The sequence below is a fragment of the Pseudomonas sp. H1h genome, assembly GCF_000633255.1.
Taxonomy (GTDB): Bacteria; Pseudomonadota; Gammaproteobacteria; order Pseudomonadales; family Pseudomonadaceae; genus Aquipseudomonas.
On the sequence record NZ_AYMJ01000031.1, the window covers coordinates 368091 to 385608 of the forward strand.

The 17518-nt window shown below is 61.2% G+C and carries 18 protein-coding genes; 15 read left to right on the forward strand and 3 right to left on the reverse strand.

Going from position 1 to position 17518, the window contains the following annotated elements; translation table 11 throughout:
- Window positions 1–8 precede the first annotated feature (8 nt).
- The 15 genes from U862_RS0125685 to U862_RS0125755 all read left to right on the forward strand — a co-directional run bounded on the left by U862_RS0125685 (window position 9) and on the right by U862_RS0125755 (window position 15465).
- Window positions 9–797: a TatD family hydrolase gene (locus tag U862_RS0125685; RefSeq protein WP_025113021.1), complete on the forward strand. Its 789-nt coding sequence runs from the start codon at window positions 9–11 to the stop codon at window positions 795–797.
- Between the two features lie 387 nt (window positions 798–1184).
- The gene (locus U862_RS0125690; RefSeq protein WP_007950805.1) at window positions 1185–1823 is read left to right on the forward strand and encodes a TetR/AcrR family transcriptional regulator; all 639 of its coding nucleotides are present in this window, start codon (window positions 1185–1187) and stop codon (window positions 1821–1823) included.
- A 137-nt stretch (window positions 1824–1960) separates the two neighbouring features.
- A complete protein-coding gene (locus U862_RS0125695) occupies window positions 1961–2929 on the forward strand; it encodes a GTP 3',8-cyclase MoaA (protein WP_025113022.1) in 969 nt (322 codons plus the stop codon).
- Between the two features lie 169 nt (window positions 2930–3098).
- On the forward strand, window positions 3099–3704 hold the full coding sequence (locus U862_RS0125700; RefSeq protein ID WP_025113023.1) for a DUF4823 domain-containing protein: 606 nt from the start codon (window positions 3099–3101) through the stop codon (window positions 3702–3704).
- A gap of 15 nt (window positions 3705–3719) precedes the next feature.
- Window positions 3720–4280 (forward strand): DUF1285 domain-containing protein, encoded by a 561-nt coding sequence (locus tag U862_RS0125705; protein ID WP_025113024.1) that lies wholly within the window; start codon window positions 3720–3722, stop codon window positions 4278–4280.
- A 191-nt stretch (window positions 4281–4471) separates the two neighbouring features.
- Complete coding sequence (locus U862_RS0125710) at window positions 4472–5188, forward strand: FadR/GntR family transcriptional regulator (protein ID WP_025113025.1); 717 nt, start codon at window positions 4472–4474, stop codon at window positions 5186–5188.
- 128 nt (window positions 5189–5316) lie between these two features.
- Window positions 5317–6192 (forward strand): SMP-30/gluconolactonase/LRE family protein, encoded by an 876-nt coding sequence (locus U862_RS0125715; RefSeq protein ID WP_025113026.1) that lies wholly within the window; start codon window positions 5317–5319, stop codon window positions 6190–6192.
- Window positions 6193–6462: 270 nt separating this feature from the next.
- Complete coding sequence (locus U862_RS0125720) at window positions 6463–7281, forward strand: SDR family oxidoreductase (RefSeq protein ID WP_025113027.1); 819 nt, start codon at window positions 6463–6465, stop codon at window positions 7279–7281.
- Window positions 7282–7427: 146 nt separating this feature from the next.
- The gene (locus U862_RS0125725) at window positions 7428–8432 is read left to right on the forward strand and encodes a substrate-binding domain-containing protein (protein ID WP_025113028.1); all 1005 of its coding nucleotides are present in this window, start codon (window positions 7428–7430) and stop codon (window positions 8430–8432) included.
- A gap of 33 nt (window positions 8433–8465) precedes the next feature.
- Window positions 8466–10010: an L-arabinose ABC transporter ATP-binding protein AraG gene (gene araG, locus U862_RS0125730; RefSeq protein ID WP_025113029.1), complete on the forward strand. Its 1545-nt coding sequence runs from the start codon at window positions 8466–8468 to the stop codon at window positions 10008–10010.
- Window positions 10011–10022: 12 nt separating this feature from the next.
- Window positions 10023–10991, forward strand: coding sequence for an L-arabinose ABC transporter permease AraH (gene araH, locus U862_RS0125735; protein WP_025113030.1), 969 nt, complete (start codon window positions 10023–10025; stop codon window positions 10989–10991).
- 187 nt (window positions 10992–11178) lie between these two features.
- Window positions 11179–11892, forward strand: a complete 714-nt coding sequence (locus U862_RS0125740) for a GntR family transcriptional regulator (protein ID WP_025113031.1) — start codon at window positions 11179–11181, stop codon at window positions 11890–11892.
- Window positions 11889–12887 carry an ADP-ribosylglycohydrolase family protein gene (locus U862_RS0125745; protein WP_025113032.1) on the forward strand — a complete coding sequence of 333 codons (999 nt, stop codon included), beginning with the start codon at window positions 11889–11891 and terminating at the stop codon, window positions 12885–12887. The genes U862_RS0125740 and U862_RS0125745 overlap by 4 nt, the downstream gene beginning before the upstream one ends.
- Window positions 12888–13076: 189 nt before the next feature.
- Complete coding sequence (locus U862_RS0125750; protein ID WP_025113033.1) at window positions 13077–14543, forward strand: cytosine permease; 1467 nt, start codon at window positions 13077–13079, stop codon at window positions 14541–14543.
- Window positions 14536–15465, forward strand: coding sequence for a PfkB family carbohydrate kinase (locus U862_RS0125755; RefSeq protein ID WP_025113034.1), 930 nt, complete (start codon window positions 14536–14538; stop codon window positions 15463–15465). The genes U862_RS0125750 and U862_RS0125755 overlap by 8 nt, the downstream gene beginning before the upstream one ends.
- A 139-nt stretch (window positions 15466–15604) precedes the next feature.
- Here the strand turns inward: U862_RS0125755 and U862_RS0125760 are convergent, their stop codons facing one another.
- The 3 genes from U862_RS0125760 to U862_RS0125770 form a co-directional block, all read right to left on the reverse strand.
- Window positions 15605–15862, reverse strand: coding sequence for a hypothetical protein (locus U862_RS0125760; protein ID WP_025113035.1), 258 nt, complete (start codon window positions 15860–15862; stop codon window positions 15605–15607).
- Between the two features lie 44 nt (window positions 15863–15906).
- Window positions 15907–16236 (reverse strand): hypothetical protein, encoded by a 330-nt coding sequence (locus tag U862_RS0125765; protein WP_025113036.1) that lies wholly within the window; start codon window positions 16234–16236, stop codon window positions 15907–15909.
- 82 nt (window positions 16237–16318) lie between these two features.
- Complete coding sequence (locus U862_RS0125770) at window positions 16319–17515, reverse strand: MFS transporter (RefSeq protein WP_025113037.1); 1197 nt, start codon at window positions 17513–17515, stop codon at window positions 16319–16321.
- Window positions 17516–17518 lie beyond the last annotated feature (3 nt).

Consider the following 17518-nt stretch of genomic DNA (forward strand, 5'->3'; position numbering starts at 1 on the left):
GTCCTTTTATGCTCGTAGATTCCCATTGTCACCTTGATCGCCTCGACCTTGCCGCCCATGAAGGCTCACTGGATGCCGCACTCGATGCGGCCCGCCAGCGTGGGGTAGGGCACTTCCTGTGCATCGGCGTCAGTGCCGACAACGCCGCCGACGTCAAAGCCCTTGCCGAACGCTATGCCGACGTCGATTGCTCGGTCGGCGTGCATCCGCTGGATGTGCAACCGGGCGCCGCGCCTGCACTGGACTGGCTGCTGCACGAACTCAATCACCCGAAAGTGGTGGCGATCGGCGAAACCGGTCTGGATTACCATTACGAGCCGGAAGCCGCCGAATTGCAGCAGGAATCCTTCCGTCTGCACCTGCAAGCGGCGCAGCATACCGGCAAACCGGTGATCATCCATACCCGTGGCGCTCGCGCCGACACCCTTGAATTGCTGCGCGATGCCGCGTTGCCTCAGGCCGGTGTGCTGCATTGCTTTACCGAAGACTGGGACATGGCCAAGGCCGCGCTGGACATGGGCTATTACATTTCCCTGTCGGGTATCGTGACTTTCCGCAATGCCGATGCCTTGCGCGATGTGGCAAGCAAAGTCCCGGCCGACCGGTTGCTGGTGGAGACCGATTCGCCATACCTGGCGCCGATCCCTTATCGCGGCAAGCCGAACCTGCCGCAGTATGTACGTGAAGTGGCGGAGTTTCTGGCGATGTTGCGCGGGGAAAACTACGAGCGATTTACCGAGCAGACCACCGAGAACTTCAAGCGGTTGTTCCCGCTGGCGAGTGTTAAATCTGCTTGAGTGCGAAATGGCCATTGCGGGCAGGCTCATTGCCGCAGGAAAACCAAATCGCAGGCAAAAAAAACCCGGGTTCTGGGGGGTGAATCCGGGTTAAGACCATTAGGAGTAAAACAAAGGCACGCGGTCCCTTGGTACCTTTATCGGCACGGCACTTGGGGGAGATGCCGACCGACAGTTCAAGTATTGATCAGTCTGGCGTTGAGTCCAGTTGAGCGGTCGGGGTTTTTAAACAAATTTGGAATACGTGCGCTTCAGTTGAGTTCTCATTGCACCCCCGGCGTTCGCAAAATGAACAAGAAACACAGATATGGTCGGATGATCCGTGCATTTTTGCGCAAGTTAGGCATAATACGCGGCTTCGAATTTTGACCCTTCAGACCTTTTCTTATGCACAAAGAACCTCGTAAGGTCCGTGAGTTTCGTCGCCGCGAGCAAGAAATTCTCGATACCGCGCTCAAGCTGTTCCTCGAACAAGGTGAAGACAGTGTCACCGTCGAGATGATTGCTGATGCCGTGGGTATCGGCAAAGGCACGATCTACAAGCACTTCAAATCCAAGGCCGAGATCTATCTGCGCCTGATGCTCGATTACGAGCGCGATTTGAATGAGCTGCTGCATTCGGCCGATGTCGACAAGGACAAGGAAGCGCTGTCCCGTGCCTACTTCGAATTCCGCATGCGCGACCCACAGCGCTATCGCCTGTTCGACCGCCTCGAAGAGAAGGTCGTAAAAGGCAATCAGGTGCCGGAAATGGTCGAAGAGCTGCACAAGATCCGTGCTTCGAACTTCGAACGCCTGACCTTGCTCATCAAGGGCCGGATCAGCGAAGGCAAGCTCGAAGACGTGCCGCCGTACTTCCACTACTGCGCGTCCTGGGCGCTGGTGCACGGCGCGGTGGCGCTGTATCACTCGCCGTTCTGGAGCAATGTGCTGGAAGATCAGGAAGGTTTCTTCCAGTTCCTGATGGACATCGGCGTGCGCATGGGCAACAAGCGCAAGCGTGATCCGGAAACCCCAAGCAGCTGAACCATTCAGCTGCCTTATTGCGCCATGATTTCGCTACATGACGCAGTACCGCAGGAATATACTCAGGCATAGGGCTTGCTAAAACTTGATTTGTGAGTCAAGTTTTAGCGGCTCGAAATTCTATCGCCGGAGTGATCATGATCGTTGACCGTCAAGGCAGGCGTTTTCGCAATTTGCGCATCAGCCTGACTTCAGCCTGCAATTACGCCTGTACCTACTGCGTGCCCAACGGCAAGCGGCTGGTGGCTGCGCAGGACGAACTGTCGGCCGAGGCCATGGCACGCGGCGTAGCCTATCTGATCGAAGCTGCCGGTATCGAGCGCTTGCGCATCACCGGCGGTGAGCCGCTGGTCAGCCCCAAACTCGAGTCTTTCATGAGCGCCGTCGGCAAGATGGGCCTGGAAGACATCAGCCTGACCACCAACGGTCAACTTCTGGCGAAGAAGCTGCCGCTGCTGGTGGACGCCGGTCTGCGCCGGATCAATGTGTCCCTCGATACCCTCGACGCCGGTGCGTTCCGCAGCATCGCCCGTGGCGGCGATCTGGCGACCGTGCTCGATGGCATGGACCAGGCGAAGGCGGCGGGGCTGAAGATCAAGGTCAACATGGTGCCATTGCGCGGGCAGAACCTGGATCAGGTAATGCCGCTGCTCGATTACTGCCTTGAGCGTGGTTACGAGTTGCGCTTCATCGAGTTGATGCGCATGGGCCATCTGGCGACCGACTCCAATGCCTTCCTGCAACAGTTCGTCAGCCTGCAGCAATTGCTGAGCCTGATTGGCGAGCGCTACGAATACGCTCAGGCAGATGCGCCGGTGGACGCCACGGCCGTGCGTTATGCGATCCCGGGCGTTGGTCATTTCGGCGTGATCGCCAACGAAAGCGTGCCGTTCTGCAGAACCTGCTCGCGTTTGCGCCTGTCGTCGACCGGCTGGCTGCATGGCTGCCTGTCGTCGAGCAACCGCCACTATGTCGGCGACCTGCTCGACAAACCGCGCCATCAGGCATTGCCGGCGTTGCAGCGTTTGCTGGTCAAGGCGTTGGGCGACAAGCAGGAAGTGGCGTTCTCCGGCGGCGCAACCATCATGAAAATCATCGGCGGCTGATCAGCCACTTTCGCGAGCAGGCTCGCTCCCACCTTGGAATGCGTTCTCCTGTGGGAGCGAGCCTGCTCGCGCATGCATTGTATAAATCAACGAAGAATCAGAGCTGGCGCAAAAGCTGCATCCAACGGCCATTCGCCGGTTTTCCGTCACCGGCTTCTGGAGGATGAGGATGCGTAGCCTGGTTTTGCTGCTGGCCGTTTTGGCGCTTGGCGGCTGTATGACTGTCAGCGATATGGCCGAAGGCACTCGCTATCAGATGAGCGACGCGGGGCTGCTGGATCACAGCGACAGCCGTCGCGTGAACAACTTCCGCATTCAGCCGGACTCGTTCATCTACATCGCCCAGGGTGCGTTCGCGCCGCCGGGTGGTTCCTACCCGCGCCCGAACGTGGTCGCCGAAGAAGCCTTCAAAGGTTTCGTCGAGTATTTCCCGATGGTTCGTCGCGCCCGGGCTCCTGAAGGCCTCGATCAGGCGATGGGCGAAGCTCGTGACGCGGGCGCCCACTATCTGCTGTACACCCGTTTTGCCAAGGCTGATGACCGCATCGGCAACTCCGATGAGTGGCTCGATCAGGAAGCCGTGGATCGTCTGGGTATCGACGGCGGGGTGATTCAGATCATGTTGATCGAGACCAGCACCCAGTATTTGATTGATACTGCACGGATCAAGAGTCGTGGCGGTTTACTGACGTTCCACGACAACAAGCCTGAAGACCTGATCGGCCCGCCACTGGCGCAATACGCGCGCAGCCTGCTGGGGATCGGCGACCAATAAACCAAGGAGTACGCCATGAGTGGCCCGCAAAAAGCCAATGACCTGTTGGGACAGATCCCCAAAACCAAAGGCCTGCCGCCGGTGCACTTGTGGAACCCGGACTTCTGCGGCGACATCGACATGCGCATCGCCCGCGACGGCACCTGGTATTACCTGGGCACGCCGATCGGGCGCAAGCCGATGGTCAAGCTGTTCTCCACCATTATTCGCCGCGACGGCGATGATTATTTCCTGATTACGCCGGTCGAAAAGGTCGGGATCAAGGTCGACGACGCGCCGTTCGTGGCGATTGCCGTGGAAGTCGAAGGCGAGGGCGAAGCGCAGTTGCTGCGTTTCACCACCAATGTCGAGGAAACGGCCGAGGCCGGGCCTGAGCACCCGATCCGCGTCGAGATCGACCCGGCGACCCAGGAACCCGCGCCTTACGTGCATGTGCGCACTAACCTTGAAGCGCTGATTCACCGCAACGTGTTCTACCAACTGGTGGAACTGGCGGTCAGCCGCGAAATCGACGGGCAGCGCTGGCTGGGTGTGTGGAGTGGCGGCGAGTTCTTCCGCATCGGCCTCGAACCGTAATACACATCCAACTGTGGGAGGGGGCTTGCTCCCGAAGGCGGTGTAACAGTCACCCTACATATTGACTGATGCACGGCTTCGGGAGCAAGCCCCCTCCCACATTGATTTATGGGCAACTTCAAAATCTGATTTGACTCTCAATCATATGATCATTAGCGTGAACACCCATCGCGAACCGCTTTGAGGTTTCCATGTCCAGCAGCTTTCATGCATCAACGGTTGATTGGCTGGGCGGCTGGATCGCCGCCGGCCAGGTCAAACCGGGGCAGGCGATCAAGGTCGAGGCGGATCTGGGTCTGCAACTGGGTGTCAGCCGCACGGTGATCCGCGAAGCGATCAAGACCCTCGTCGCCAAAGGCATGCTCGAAGTCGGGCCGAAAGTCGGCACCCGGGTACTGCCGGTGCGGCGCTGGAACCTGTTCGATCCGCAAGTCGTCGGTTGGCTGTCGCGCAATGGCCTGCCTGAAAATTTCGTCGACGACCTGCTCGACCTGCGGCGCACCATCGAACCGATGGCCGTGCGCTGGGCCTGCGAGCGTGCCAGTCTGGAGCAGATTCAGGCCGTGCAACTGGCGTACAACGCGCTGGAGCGGGCTGTCGACAGCGGCGTCGATTACAACCGTGCCGATCAGGTCTTCCACGAATGCATTCTGGCGGCCAGTCACAATCAATTCATTGAGCAAATGGTCCCGGCCCTTGGCGCCTTGCTCGCCGTGTCGTTTGAAGTCTCCGCCGCCGACCCCGACGAATTGCGCCGCACCTTGCCGATCCACAAAGACATGGCCGACGCCATCGCCGCGCGCGATTCTGCACGCGGGGTGTGGGCCTGTATGACCCTGATCGATAACGCCGACCTGACGATCAAACGCTTTTACCCAAAGGTGATGGCCGACAAGAGAGCCAGTTGAAAACACAGATCCCCTGTAGGAGTGAGCCTGCTCGCGAAGCGGTGTATCAGTCGCAATCAACCTCACTGAGCCACCGCCATCGCGAGCAGGCTCACTCCTACAGTAAAAACAAGACTCAAGGAGTTGCCATGTCGTGGACCGCCGTAACCCAACACCGCGCCAAACTCGGAGAAGGCCCGTTCTGGGACGCCCCCACCCAGGCGCTGTACTGGGTCGATATCGCCGGCCGGCAGGCGCTGCGGCTGATCGGCAACAACGTGCAGATCTGGCAGATGCCCGAGCACGTTTCCGCGTTCATTCCCTGCGTCAGTGGCGATGCACTGGTGACCCTGAGCAGCGGCGTGTACCGACTGGACCTTGATTCCCCGGGCCTTGAACCACGCCTGACTTTGTTCTGCATTGCCGACCCGCAACCGGGCAATCGGCCCAACGAAGCGCGCTGCGACGCTCAGGGTCGGCTGTGGCTTGGCACCATGCAGAACAACATCGGCGAACAGGGCGAAGATCTGCCGATCGTGCGCCGCTCCGGTGGCTTGTTCCGCATTGATCCAGACCAGCGTGTCACGCCACTGCTGCGCGGTCTGGGGATTCCCAACACGCTGTTGTGGAGCGACGACGGCACCACGCTGCTGTTCGGCGACAGCTTCGACGGGACGCTCAACCGCTATTTCATACACACCGACGGCAATCTCGGCAGCCCTGATGTCTGGTACGGTTCAGACGGGCAGGGCGGCCCCGACGGTTCGGCGATGGATGCCGAAGGCTACGTGTGGAACGCCCGTTGGGATGGCAGTTGCCTGCTGCGCCTGACGCCGCAAGGCGAGGTCGAGCGCAAGATCGAACTGCCGGTCAGCCGCCCGACCAGTTGTGTGTTCGGTGGTGAAGACCTGAAAACCCTGTACATCACCAGCGCCCAGAGTCCGCAAAACCATTCACTGGATGGCGCGGTGTTGTCGATGCGGGTCGATGTGCCGGGCAAACCCTGTACGCGGTTTGCGGGATAAATCCCAAAATATGGGATGCAAAATTATATATTGAGATTATTCGGCGGTCGGGTTTATAGTCGGCTCCAGCAGTAACACGCACTCACACTTAAAAAGAACAAAACAGGTGAAGTGATGCAGCGAATCTCTATCGCACTCCCCAGCGGAGTCAGCGTCTCGCAACGGCCCGGCGTCGCCCGCCGCGCCTGCCTGTTTTGTTTTCACAGTCTTTCAGACCGGACATCGTCAGATGCCCGGTTTTTTTGTGCTTACGAACAGGAGTCCTGATCCATGGCTGAACCTCTTTCCTTGCCGCCAGTGCCCGCACCGCCGAAGGGCGAGCGTCTGAAAAACAAAGTGGTGCTACTGACCGGCGCGGCCCAGGGTATCGGCGAAGCGATTGTCGCCACCTTCGCCTCGCAGCAGGCCAAATTGGTGATCAGCGATATTCAGGCGGAGAAAGTCGAGAAAGTCGCCGCCCACTGGCGCGAGCAGGGTGCCGAGGTGCAGGCGATCAAGGCCGACGTGTCGCGCCAACAGGACTTGCACGCGATGGCCAAACTGGCGATCGAGCTGTACGGCCGCATCGACGTGCTGGTCAACTGCGCCGGGGTCAACGTGTTCCGCGACCCGTTGCAAATGACTGAAGAAGACTGGCATCGCTGCTTCGCGATCGACCTGGATGGCGCCTGGTACGGCTGCAAAGCCGTGCTGCCGCAGATGATCGAGCAAGGCGTCGGCAGTATCATCAACATCGCCTCCACCCATTCCACCCACATCATTCCTGGCTGCTTCCCGTATCCGGTGGCCAAGCACGGCCTGCTCGGGCTGACCCGGGCGCTGGGCATCGAGTACGCGCCGAAGGGCATTCGGGTCAACGCCATCGCTCCGGGCTACATCGAGACGCAACTGAACGTCGATTACTGGAACGGCTTTGCCGACCCCCACGCCGAGCGTCAGCGCGCATTTGACCTGCACCCACCAAAACGCATCGGCCAGCCCATCGAAGTGGCGATGACGGCGGTGTTTCTGGCCAGTGACGAAGCACCGTTCATCAACGCCTCGTGTATCACCATCGATGGTGGGCGCTCGGTGATGTACCACGACTGACCTGATCGGGTGAGTGGCGGATAAATCCGCTTGAAATCCAATCATCATACGATATGACTATTTTCGAAATGCTTTGCAGGGAAACGCGATAACGCCACACCACGCTTTTCAAATAACGCTCAAGAAAAATAACAAGGAGTCAGCTTATGAAACGTCGTTTCGGGATTCGTACCCTGTGCAGTGCCGCGCTGGCGGTCACCGCGTTCAGCCTGAGCAGTTCGCTGCTGGCTGCCGACACCGTGAAAATCGGTTTCCTGGTCAAACAGGCTGAAGAGCCGTGGTTCCAGACCGAATGGGCTTTCGCGGAAAAGGCTGCCAAGGATAAAGGCTTCGAGCTGATCAAGATCGCCGTGCCGGACGGGGAGAAAACCCTCTCGGCCATCGACAGCCTCGCCGCCAACGGTGCCAAGGGCTTTGTGATCTGCCCGCCGGATGTGTCGCTCGGCCCGGCGATCATGGCCAAGGCCAAGCTCAATGACCTCAAAGTGATTGCCGTGGACGACCGTTTTGTCGACGCCAACGGCAAGTTCATGGAAGACGTGCCATACCTCGGCATGGCCGCGTTCGAGGTCGGCCAGAAGCAGGGTAACGCGATGGTTGCCGAAGCGAAGAAACGCAACTGGGACTGGAAAGACACCTACGCGGTGGTCAACACCTACAACGAACTCGACACTGGCAAGAAGCGCACCGACGGCTCGGTAAAATCCCTCGAAGACGCCGGCCTGCCGAAGGATCATATCCTGTTCGCGGCGCTCAAGACCCTTGATGTGCCGGGTAGCATGGACGCCACCAACTCGGCGCTGGTCAAGCTGCCGAGTGCGGCGAAGAACCTGATCATCGGCGGTATGAACGACAACACTGTGCTCGGCGGGGTGCGCGCCACCGAAGCTGCCGGGTTCGCTGCGGCCAACGTGATCGGGATCGGCATCAACGGCACCGACGCTATCGGCGAACTGAAAAAGCCCAACAGCGGCTTCTTTGGTTCGATGCTGCCGAGTCCGCATATCGAAGGCTACAAGACTGCCGAGATGATGTACGAGTGGGTCACCACCGGCAAAGAGCCGCCGAAATACACGGCAATGGACGACGTCACCCTGATCACCCGCGAGAACTTCAAGCAAGAGCTGGAAAAAATCGGCCTGTGGAATTGATGGCTGCTCGATCGGTGTGAAGAGGTGACTCAGATGCACGCGCAAGTACAGACACATGCAAGCAGCGCCGGCGGCAGCCTGCGCTTCAACGGGATCGGCAAGACCTTTCCCGGGGTGAAGGCGCTGGACGCCATCAGCTTCGTCGCCCATCCGGGGCAGGTCCACGCCTTGATGGGCGAGAACGGCGCCGGCAAATCGACCCTGCTGAAAATCCTCGGCGGGGCCTACATCCCCAGCAGCGGCGAGTTGCAGATCGGCGAGCAGACGATGGCCTTCAAGTCGACGGCCGACAGCATCGGCAGCGGCGTCGCGGTGATTCACCAGGAGCTGCATCTGGTGCCGGAAATGACCGTGGCCGAGAACCTGTTTCTCGGCCATCTGCCGGCCAGTTTCGGCCTGATCAATCGTGGCGCCCTGCGCCAGAACGCCCTGGCCTGCCTCAAGGGCCTGGCCGATGAAATCGACCCGCAGACCAAGGTCGGGCGCCTGTCGCTCGGCCAGCGGCAACTGGTGGAAATTGCCAAGGCGTTGTCCCGTGGCGCGCATGTGATCGCTTTCGACGAACCGACCAGCAGCCTCTCGGCCCGCGAGATCGATCGCTTGATGGCGATCATCAGCCGTTTGCGCGACGAGGGCAAAGTGGTGCTCTACGTCTCGCATCGCATGGAAGAGGTGTTTCGCATCTGCGACGCGGTGACGGTGTTCAAGGACGGCCGTTATGTGCGCACCTTCGACGACATGGGCCTGCTGACCCACGATCAACTGGTCACCTGCATGGTCGGGCGCGACATTCAGGACATCTACGATTACCGCAGCCGCCCGCGTGGCGCGGTGGCGCTGAAGGTCGACGGTCTGCTCGGCCCGGGGCTGCGCGAGCCGGTGAGTTTCGAGGCGCACAAGGGCGAGATTCTCGGCTTGTTCGGCCTGGTCGGAGCGGGGCGCACCGAACTGTTCCGGCTGCTCAGCGGGCTTGAGCGCAACACGGCTGGACGCCTCCAATTGCGCGGCCATGAACTGAAGTTGCGGTCACCGCGTGATGCAATCGCCGCCGGGATCCTGCTGTGCCCCGAGGACCGCAAAAAAGAGGGGATCATCCCGCTGGCCAGCGTCGCCGAGAACATCAACATCAGTGCTCGCGGTGCCAATGCCAGCCTCGGCTGTCTGCTGCGCGGGCTGTGGGAGAAGGGCAACGCCGACAAACAGATCAAGGCGCTGAAAGTCAAAACACCGCATGCCGGCCAGCAGATCAAATTCCTGTCCGGCGGCAATCAGCAGAAAGCCATTCTTGGCCGCTGGCTGTCGATGCCGATGAAAGTCCTGCTGCTCGACGAACCCACGCGCGGCATCGACATCGGCGCCAAGGCCGAGATCTACCAGATCATCCATAACCTGGCCGCCGACGGTATTTCGGTGATTGTGGTGTCCAGCGACCTCATGGAAGTGATGGGCATTTCCGATCGCATTCTGGTGCTCTGTGAAGGCGCGTTGCGCGGCGAAGTCAGCCGCGACCAGGCCAATGAATCCAACCTGCTGCAACTGGCTTTGCCGCGCCATCGCGCTGACGGCGTGGCGAACTGAGAGGTGAACATGATGACCATCCAAAACAAGGCGCTGCCGACTCCCCGCAAACCGCTGGACCTGCGGCGCTTCCTCGACGACTGGGTGATGCTGCTGGCGGCCATCGGCATCTTCCTCGCCTGCACTCTGCTGATCGACAACTTCCTTTCGCCACTGAACATGCGCGGGCTGGGCCTGGCGATTTCCACCACCGGCATCGCCGCGTGCACCATGTTGTACTGCCTGGCGTCGGGGCATTTCGACTTGTCGGTGGGCTCGGTGATCGCCTGCGCCGGGGTGGTCGCGGCGGTGGTAATGCGCGACACCAACAGCGTATTCCTCGGCGTCAGCGCGGCGCTGGTGATGGGCCTGATTGTCGGGCTGATCAACGGCATCGTGATTGCCAAGCTGCGGGTCAATGCGCTGATCACCACGCTGGCGACGATGCAGATTGTCCGTGGTCTGGCCTACATCTTTGCCAACGGCAAAGCGGTAGGCGTGTCGCAGGAATCGTTCTTCGTCTTTGGCAACGGCCAATTGTTCGGCGTGCCGGTGCCGATCCTCATCACCATCGTCTGCTTCCTGTTTTTTGGCTGGTTGCTGAACTTCACCACCTACGGACGCAACACCATGGCCATCGGCGGCAACCAGGAAGCGGCGTTGCTTGCCGGCGTGAACGTTGACCGCACCAAGATCATCATCTTCGCCGTGCACGGCGTGATCGGTGCGCTGGCCGGGGTGATCCTGGCATCGCGCATGACCTCCGGGCAGCCGATGATCGGCCAGGGTTTCGAGCTGACCGTGATCTCGGCGTGTGTGCTGGGCGGGGTGTCGCTAAGTGGCGGGATCGGCATGATCCGGCACGTGATTGCCGGGGTGCTGATACTGGCGATTATCGAGAATGCGATGAACCTGAAGAACATCGACACGTTTTACCAGTATGTGATTCGCGGTTCGATTCTGCTGTTGGCCGTGGTCATCGACCGTCTCAAACAACGGTAAACACTATTCCCCCTGTGGGAGCGGGCTTGCTCGCGAAAGCGCTGTGTCAGACAACATCTTCGCCGACTGACACACCGCATTCGCGAGCAAGCCCGCTCCCACAGGAGATCGCGCAGTCTCCCGCCTCTGGTCACCTTCCCCAAATATTCCTTGCTCGACCGCGTCCGTTTCGGTTATCACTTTGTACATGATTAGACAGGTACGATTTGACAAGAAACAACGGGTGGTCGACGAACTCGTCCGGCGCATCGAAAGCGGCCTCATGGAGGACGGCTTTCTGTTGCCCGGCGAGCATCAGTTGGCTCAGGAATTCAACGTCAGCCGTGGCACGTTGCGCGAAGCGCTGGCCGAACTGAAGCGGCGCAACTACATCGCCACGCAAAGCGGTGTCGGCTCGATTGTCACGTTCGACGGCGTGGTGCTCGACCAGCGCAGCGGCTGGGCGCAGGCGCTGGCCGACAGCGGGGCGTTGATCAACACTGAAGTGCTGCGTCTGGAAGCCGTGACCCGGCCCGACCTGCTCTCGCGCTTGGGTACCGAGCGATTCATCACCCTCGACCGCCGCCGGCGCTCCAACGACGGCACGCTGGTCTCTCTCGAACGCTCGTTGATGCCGGCCAGCGGCGGCCTGGAGAGCCTGCCGCGCGTCGGTCTGATCGACAACTCGCTGACCATCACCCTGGCCGCCTACGGCTACATCGGCGAGCGCGGCGATCAGTGGATCGGCGCCGAGCCGCTGAATGCCGAAGATGCCGAACTGCTCGGACGCCCGCAAGGCACGGTGTTCCTCAAGGCCCTGCGCACCACTTACGACCGGCAGAACCGGTTCATGGAGCAGGTCGAAAGCCTGCTCGACCCGGTGCATTTTCGCCTGCACCTGCAATTTGGAGAATCGAAATGACCGCGCTCAACCGTGCCCTCGGTGCGTTCTATGGCCTGGCCCTCGGTGATGCGCTGGGCATGCCGACGCAATCGCTGAACCGCGAAACGATCAAGACCCGCTTCGGCCGCATCACCGATCTGCAGGACGCCGGTCCCCTGCAACCGATCGCCGCCAACATGCCCAAAGGCTCGATCACTGACGACACCGAACAGGCGATCCTGGTCGGCCAGTTGCTGCTTGAAGGCAAAGGTCGGATCGAGCCGGCAGTGCTCGCCCAACGGCTGATCGAGTGGGAGGCCGAGATGCAGGCCAAGGGTTCGCAGGACCTGCTTGGCCCATCGACCAAACGCGCCATTGAAATGATCCTCGCCGGCCACTCGCCGGAGGAGGCCGGGCGTTACGGCACCACCAACGGCGCGGCGATGCGCATCACCCCGGTGGGCATCGCGGCGGATGTGGCCGATCCACAGCGTTTCATCGCGGCTGTGGTGCAGGCCTGTCAGGTCACCCACAACACCACGCTGGGGATTTCCAGCGCGGCGGCTGTCGCGGCAGTGGTCTCGGCCGGGATCAACGGCATGGATCTGGGCGAGGCGCTGAACCTCGGCCAGCAGATTGCGCAACAGGCAGAAGCGCACGGGCACTGGGTCGCCGGTGGGCGCATCGCTTCGCGCATCAGTTGGGCGCGCAGCATCAGCGTCGACAGCGACAAGGCGCTGTTGGCGGACTTGCTGTACGACGTAATCGGCACGTCGGTGGCGTCGCAGGAATCGGTGGTGGTCTCGTTCGCCTTGGCACAGCAAGTGGCGGTGGGCGAGATGAGCGCGTTCGATGCGCTGTGCATGGCGGCAAGCCTGGGCGGTGACACCGACACCATCGCGGCGATTCTCGGCGCCATGCTGGGGGCCTGCCTGGGCCTTGAGAGCTGGCCGGCGCCGATGATCGCCACGGTCAAGGCGGTCAATCATCTGGAGCTTGAGCCGTTGGTGCAGGGGCTGTTGGCCCTGCGTTGATCGGGCTGACGCCTTCGCGAGCAAGCCCGCTCCCACAGGTGTGGGAGCGAGCCTGCTCGCGAAGGCCGCACTGCACATCTTGAATATTCACCCGCAATGGATCGCACAGACAGGCCCAGGACGGCCGGGATGTCTTGTCGTTTTGCGTCATTGCCACAACCACAATAAAGGCAAACAGGAGCACTGTTCATGAGTTCATCAAACGCCGGGCAAAGCGCCGGGCAACTGGAAACCCGGGGTATCGAACCGGTGCCGGAAGCCGAGTGCAACGGTCATCCGCTGCAACTGTTCTGGGTCTGGTTCGCCGCCAATATTTCCATTCTCGGTCTGCCGCTGGGCGCAACGCTGGTCGCGTTTCGCGGGCTGGCGATCTGGCAGGCAATCATCGTCGCGATCATCGGTGCTGCCGGTTCATTCGCGGTGGTGGGGATCATCTCGATTGCCGGCCGTCGTGGCCGTGCGCCGAGCCTGACGTTGTCGCGCGCGATCTTCGGCGTACGTGGCAATATCGGCCCGACGCTGGTCTCGCTGATGTCGCGTCTGGGCTGGGAAACCGTCAACACCACCACGGCAGCGTTCGTGTTGCTGTCGCTGTGCTCGATCCTGTTCGGCTCACCGGTTGAGGCGAAGAGTGCGCCGGTGCTGACGCTGATCTTCATTGCGATTTTCGTCCTGCTGACCCTGTCGGTTTCCGGCCTCGGCCACGCAACTTTGCTGGTGATCCAGAAGTGGGCGACGTACGTGTTCGGCGCGCTGAATCTTCTGGTCGGCGGCTTCCTCTGCGCCACCATCGACTGGAGCGCGGTGTTCAACGCCACGCCAGCGCCGATGAGCGCCATGATCATCGGCATCGGCACCATGGCCGCCGGCACCGGGATCGGCTGGGCCAACGCCGGTGCCGACATGTCGCGCTATCAGCACCGCAGCGTCAAAGCCGTGCGCCTGGTGGCGTCCGCCGCGTTCGGTGCGGGGATTCCGCTGGTGCTGCTGATCACCCTCGGCGGCCTGCTGTCGGTGGGCAACAATGACCTGGCGTCGGCGACTGACCCGATCGTGGCGATCCGCGACATGCTGCCGACGTGGATGGCGGTGCCCTACCTGATCACCGCATTCGGCGGGCTGCTGCTGTCGAACAACCTCTCGGTGTACTCCGCTGGCCTGACCACGCTGACCCTCGGCCTGAAGGTCAAACGCGTTTACGCGGTGGTGGTGGATATCGTCGCGATCTTCGCCGGTTCGATCTACTTCATGCTCATCGCCGACAGCTTCTACGGCCCGTTCATCACCTTCATATCCCTGCTGGCGGTGCCGATCACTGCGTGGGTCGGGATCTTTGTGGTCGACCTGATTCACCGCCACTACTACAGCCCCAAAGACCTGCTCGACGTCAGCCCGAGCAGCGCCTACTGGTATCACGGCGGCATCGAGTGGCGCGCATTCGGTGCGTGGGCGATTGCCATCGTACTTGGCTTCAGTTTCACCACCATCGGCACCACCGCCGAGAACGTCTGGTTCAAGGGCTTTTTGTCCGACTCGTGGCTGGGCCACAACGGTCTGGGCTGGATCGTGACCTTCGTGGTTGCCGGTGGCATTTACTGGGTCCTCGGCGGTGCAAAGGACCGTCGCGCTGCGCAAGTCGAGAATGCTCATGCCTAAGATGTTGCACACCGGCCAGGTCATCATCGACCTGGTCATGGCCGTGGATCAGCTGCCGCAAGTCGGCGGTGATGTGCTCGCGCAATCGGCCGCTTTCGAGGCCGGCGGCGGTTTCAACGTCATGGCCGCTGCCGTGCGCAATGGCTTGCCAGTGGTCTATCTCGGTCGCCACGGCAGCGGGCGCTTCGGCGATCTGGCGCGCCAGGCGATGAACGCTGAAGGCATTCACATCGGCATCGAACAGCCGGCGCAGCGCGACACTGGCCTGTGCGTGGCGCTGACCGATGCATCGGCCGAGCGCAGTTTCATTTCCTATATCGGCGCCGAAGGCGAGGTCACGCAAGAGGACTTGAACAGCGTCGCGGCCGAGGCGGGCGATTATGTTTATCTCAGCGGTTACAGCTTGCTGCATGAGGGCAAGGCGCAGCCGCTGCTGGACTGGACGCTGGCGCTGCCGGCGACAATCCATGTGGTGTTCGATCCGGGGCCGTTGGTGGAATCGCCGGATTCGCCGCTGATGCAGGCGTTGTTGCCGCGCATTGATGTGTGGACCAGCAACAGTGTCGAGGCGCTGCGCTTTACCGGCGCTGCGGACATCAGTGATGCCCTGGATCGCCTTGCCGAACACCTGCCCGACGACGTGCTGATGGTGGTGCGCGACGGGCCGCAGGGTTGCTGGATCCATCAGCGTGGCGAGCGTCAACATGTACCGGGGTTTGCGGTGAAAGCACTGGACAGCAACGGCGCGGGTGACGCGCATGCCGGGGTGTTCGTCGCCGGATTGGCGCAGGGATTGACGGCGCCTGAGGCGGCGCGAAGGGCGAATGCGGCGGCGGCTTTGGCAGTGACGCGCTGGGGGCCGGCGACTGCGCCAGGGGCTGGCGAAGTGGATGTGTTTATCCGCGAGTCCTGCGGCGATTGATCCAGCGCTTTCGCGAGCAGGCTCGCTCCCACATGGGGTGTGTGAACGACGCAAATCGCCTGTGGGAGATTCTATGCTGCATGGAATTTCTGCTGGCAGATATGGCCGTTCACCGCGCAGGCAGCGAACGGCCGGAACGTTACTGCAGATCCAGTTTGCGCGCCGCTTCTACACCGGCGGCGCTAAGCTTGATCGGCAGGTTCAACGAGTGTTCGCCGGCCTCGTTGCAGGTCACAAGACCATGGTGAATCAGCCCGCGATCCTGCAGGGCGGCGAGGGCGCTGGCCACGACTTTCTCACCGCGATAGTTGTCCAGCACCTCTTTGCCCAGTCCGCTCGGATGGGCGTGCAGCAGGCGGGTGAGGACTTCTTTTTCCAGGTTTTTATCGACGTTCATGGTTACCTCTTCATGGATGTGAATAGGACGCTCGCGTCGGCGAACTACTGACCGGTGCCTTCGGAGCCCGAACCACCGGTGGTGGTTTTCGAGCCCATGCCGGCACCTGAATTGTCAGGTGGAACAGGGTTGCCGGAGGTGCCGCCCTGACGTCCCGGGTCGTTGCCCTGGGTACGTGGGTCGGTGCCGGTAGCCGGTGGCAGGGCGTTCTCGACACCCGAACCGTCGGTGTTCATACCGGGGGCACTTTGAATGGCGGGGGCTTTGGGCCGTTCGACCGGATCGGTCGGGCCGGTGCCTGCTGCGGTGGCGGCGAAGGCCGCGGGGCAGAGCAGGACGGTGAAAACGAGGGCAGTCAACCTTGACGGGATCATAGGGCATCTCCAGTGATTGGAATCCTTACCTGTCGTTGGTCTGCCCTTGAACTGTATTGGTGCCTGATGAACGACGAACGGTCTAGCTTGCCCGTACAGAGTTGAAAGGGGGGCGCCGCCAGAGCAAACGGCCAACCGTGATCAGCCAGTTCGTCAGCGCCACGCCAAGCACGGTGAGCAACAGCGTCGACATGCCTTGGTCGACGATGATTTTCCCGGCCAATAACGGGAAACCGAACACCCCAATGAAGTACGACAGACTGAACAGCAGCAGGGCCTGGGACGTGGTGCCGTGGGGTGCCTCGTTGGCGGCGAGGCCATTGATCACCGAATACGTCAGGCCATAACCGACACCCAGCAGCACCGCCGCCAGCAGGTAGCTGAAGCCGCTGTGCACGCCGAATGCGAACAGCATGATCGAACCCGGCATCAGCCCCGACAGCAGGCACGAGGCCCACAGCGGATCACGTTTGACCACAAAGCCTGCGATCAACATTCGGCTGCCGATCGCCGCGCTCATGAAGCCAACAAAGAACAACGAGTAATCCAGTGAGTGGGCGGCGGCGTAGCTGGTCTGGAAGCTCGACAGCCCGCCGAACACGCAGCCGCCCAAACCGACCATGATGATCGGAAACAGGGCGCGCGATCCGAGCACTTGAATGGTCGCTTGCCAGGTGATTTTTGCAGCCGTTGTGGTCTGCGCGCTTTTCAGCTTTGCGCCGAGTTGCCAGAACAACAGCACGCCGATCAGGCTCGCCAGCGCGGCCAGATAAAACGCCGAAGTCAGCGGCAGCCCCAACGCACTGGCTGCTCGCCCGAGCAACGGGCCGCTGCCGATGCCGGTCATCATGCTGCCGGACAGCAAGGCAAAGTATTTCGCCCGCTGCGCTGGACTCACCAGACTGGCGACGATGATCGGCCCCAGCGTATAGAAAACACCCCAGCCCAACCCCAGCAGCAAACCGAAAAACAGCAGCAGATCACCGAACCCCGGCGTCAGCGCAAAACCCAGACTCGCCGCTACCAGCAACAGGCCGAACAAGGCAATCGAACGCGCCGCTCCGAGCAGATCGGACAAGTGCCCGGACACCAGCACCGCGACGAATGTACTGAGCATCGCTGCACTGATCACGCTGCCGGCATCGTGCTCGTTGCCACCGCGCGAGCCGATCAGCAACGACAGCAGAAACGTCGAGCCGTAAGACAGCGACAACAGATAACTGGCGAGGCAGAACAGGCCGAACAGTCGGCCCGAGACCTGGGGTGTCGCTTGAGGCATGAC

Excerpts from the sequence above, each read along its gene's own strand:
- U862_RS0125685 (WP_025113021.1), top strand. The coding sequence starts at position 9 with ATGCTCGTAGATTCCCATTGTCACCTTGATCGCCTCGACCTTGCCGCC.
- U862_RS0125690 (WP_007950805.1), top strand. The coding sequence starts at position 1,185 with ATGCACAAAGAACCTCGTAAGGTCCGTGAGTTTCGTCGCCGCGAGCAA.
- U862_RS0125695 (WP_025113022.1), top strand. The coding sequence starts at position 1,961 with ATGATCGTTGACCGTCAAGGCAGGCGTTTTCGCAATTTGCGCATCAGC.
- U862_RS0125700 (WP_025113023.1), top strand. The coding sequence starts at position 3,099 with ATGCGTAGCCTGGTTTTGCTGCTGGCCGTTTTGGCGCTTGGCGGCTGT.
- U862_RS0125705 (WP_025113024.1), top strand. The coding sequence starts at position 3,720 with ATGAGTGGCCCGCAAAAAGCCAATGACCTGTTGGGACAGATCCCCAAA.
- U862_RS0125710 (WP_025113025.1), top strand. The coding sequence starts at position 4,472 with ATGTCCAGCAGCTTTCATGCATCAACGGTTGATTGGCTGGGCGGCTGG.
- U862_RS0125715 (WP_025113026.1), top strand. The coding sequence starts at position 5,317 with ATGTCGTGGACCGCCGTAACCCAACACCGCGCCAAACTCGGAGAAGGC.
- U862_RS0125720 (WP_025113027.1), top strand. The coding sequence starts at position 6,463 with ATGGCTGAACCTCTTTCCTTGCCGCCAGTGCCCGCACCGCCGAAGGGC.
- U862_RS0125725 (WP_025113028.1), top strand. The coding sequence starts at position 7,428 with ATGAAACGTCGTTTCGGGATTCGTACCCTGTGCAGTGCCGCGCTGGCG.
- araG (WP_025113029.1), top strand. The coding sequence starts at position 8,466 with ATGCACGCGCAAGTACAGACACATGCAAGCAGCGCCGGCGGCAGCCTG.
- araH (WP_025113030.1), top strand. The coding sequence starts at position 10,023 with ATGACCATCCAAAACAAGGCGCTGCCGACTCCCCGCAAACCGCTGGAC.
- U862_RS0125740 (WP_025113031.1), top strand. The coding sequence starts at position 11,179 with ATGATTAGACAGGTACGATTTGACAAGAAACAACGGGTGGTCGACGAA.
- U862_RS0125745 (WP_025113032.1), top strand. The coding sequence starts at position 11,889 with ATGACCGCGCTCAACCGTGCCCTCGGTGCGTTCTATGGCCTGGCCCTC.
- U862_RS0125750 (WP_025113033.1), top strand. The coding sequence starts at position 13,077 with ATGAGTTCATCAAACGCCGGGCAAAGCGCCGGGCAACTGGAAACCCGG.
- U862_RS0125755 (WP_025113034.1), top strand. The coding sequence starts at position 14,536 with ATGCCTAAGATGTTGCACACCGGCCAGGTCATCATCGACCTGGTCATG.
- U862_RS0125760 (WP_025113035.1), bottom strand. The coding sequence starts at position 15,862 with ATGAACGTCGATAAAAACCTGGAAAAAGAAGTCCTCACCCGCCTGCTG.
- U862_RS0125765 (WP_025113036.1), bottom strand. The coding sequence starts at position 16,236 with ATGATCCCGTCAAGGTTGACTGCCCTCGTTTTCACCGTCCTGCTCTGC.
- U862_RS0125770 (WP_025113037.1), bottom strand. The coding sequence starts at position 17,515 with ATGCCTCAAGCGACACCCCAGGTCTCGGGCCGACTGTTCGGCCTGTTC.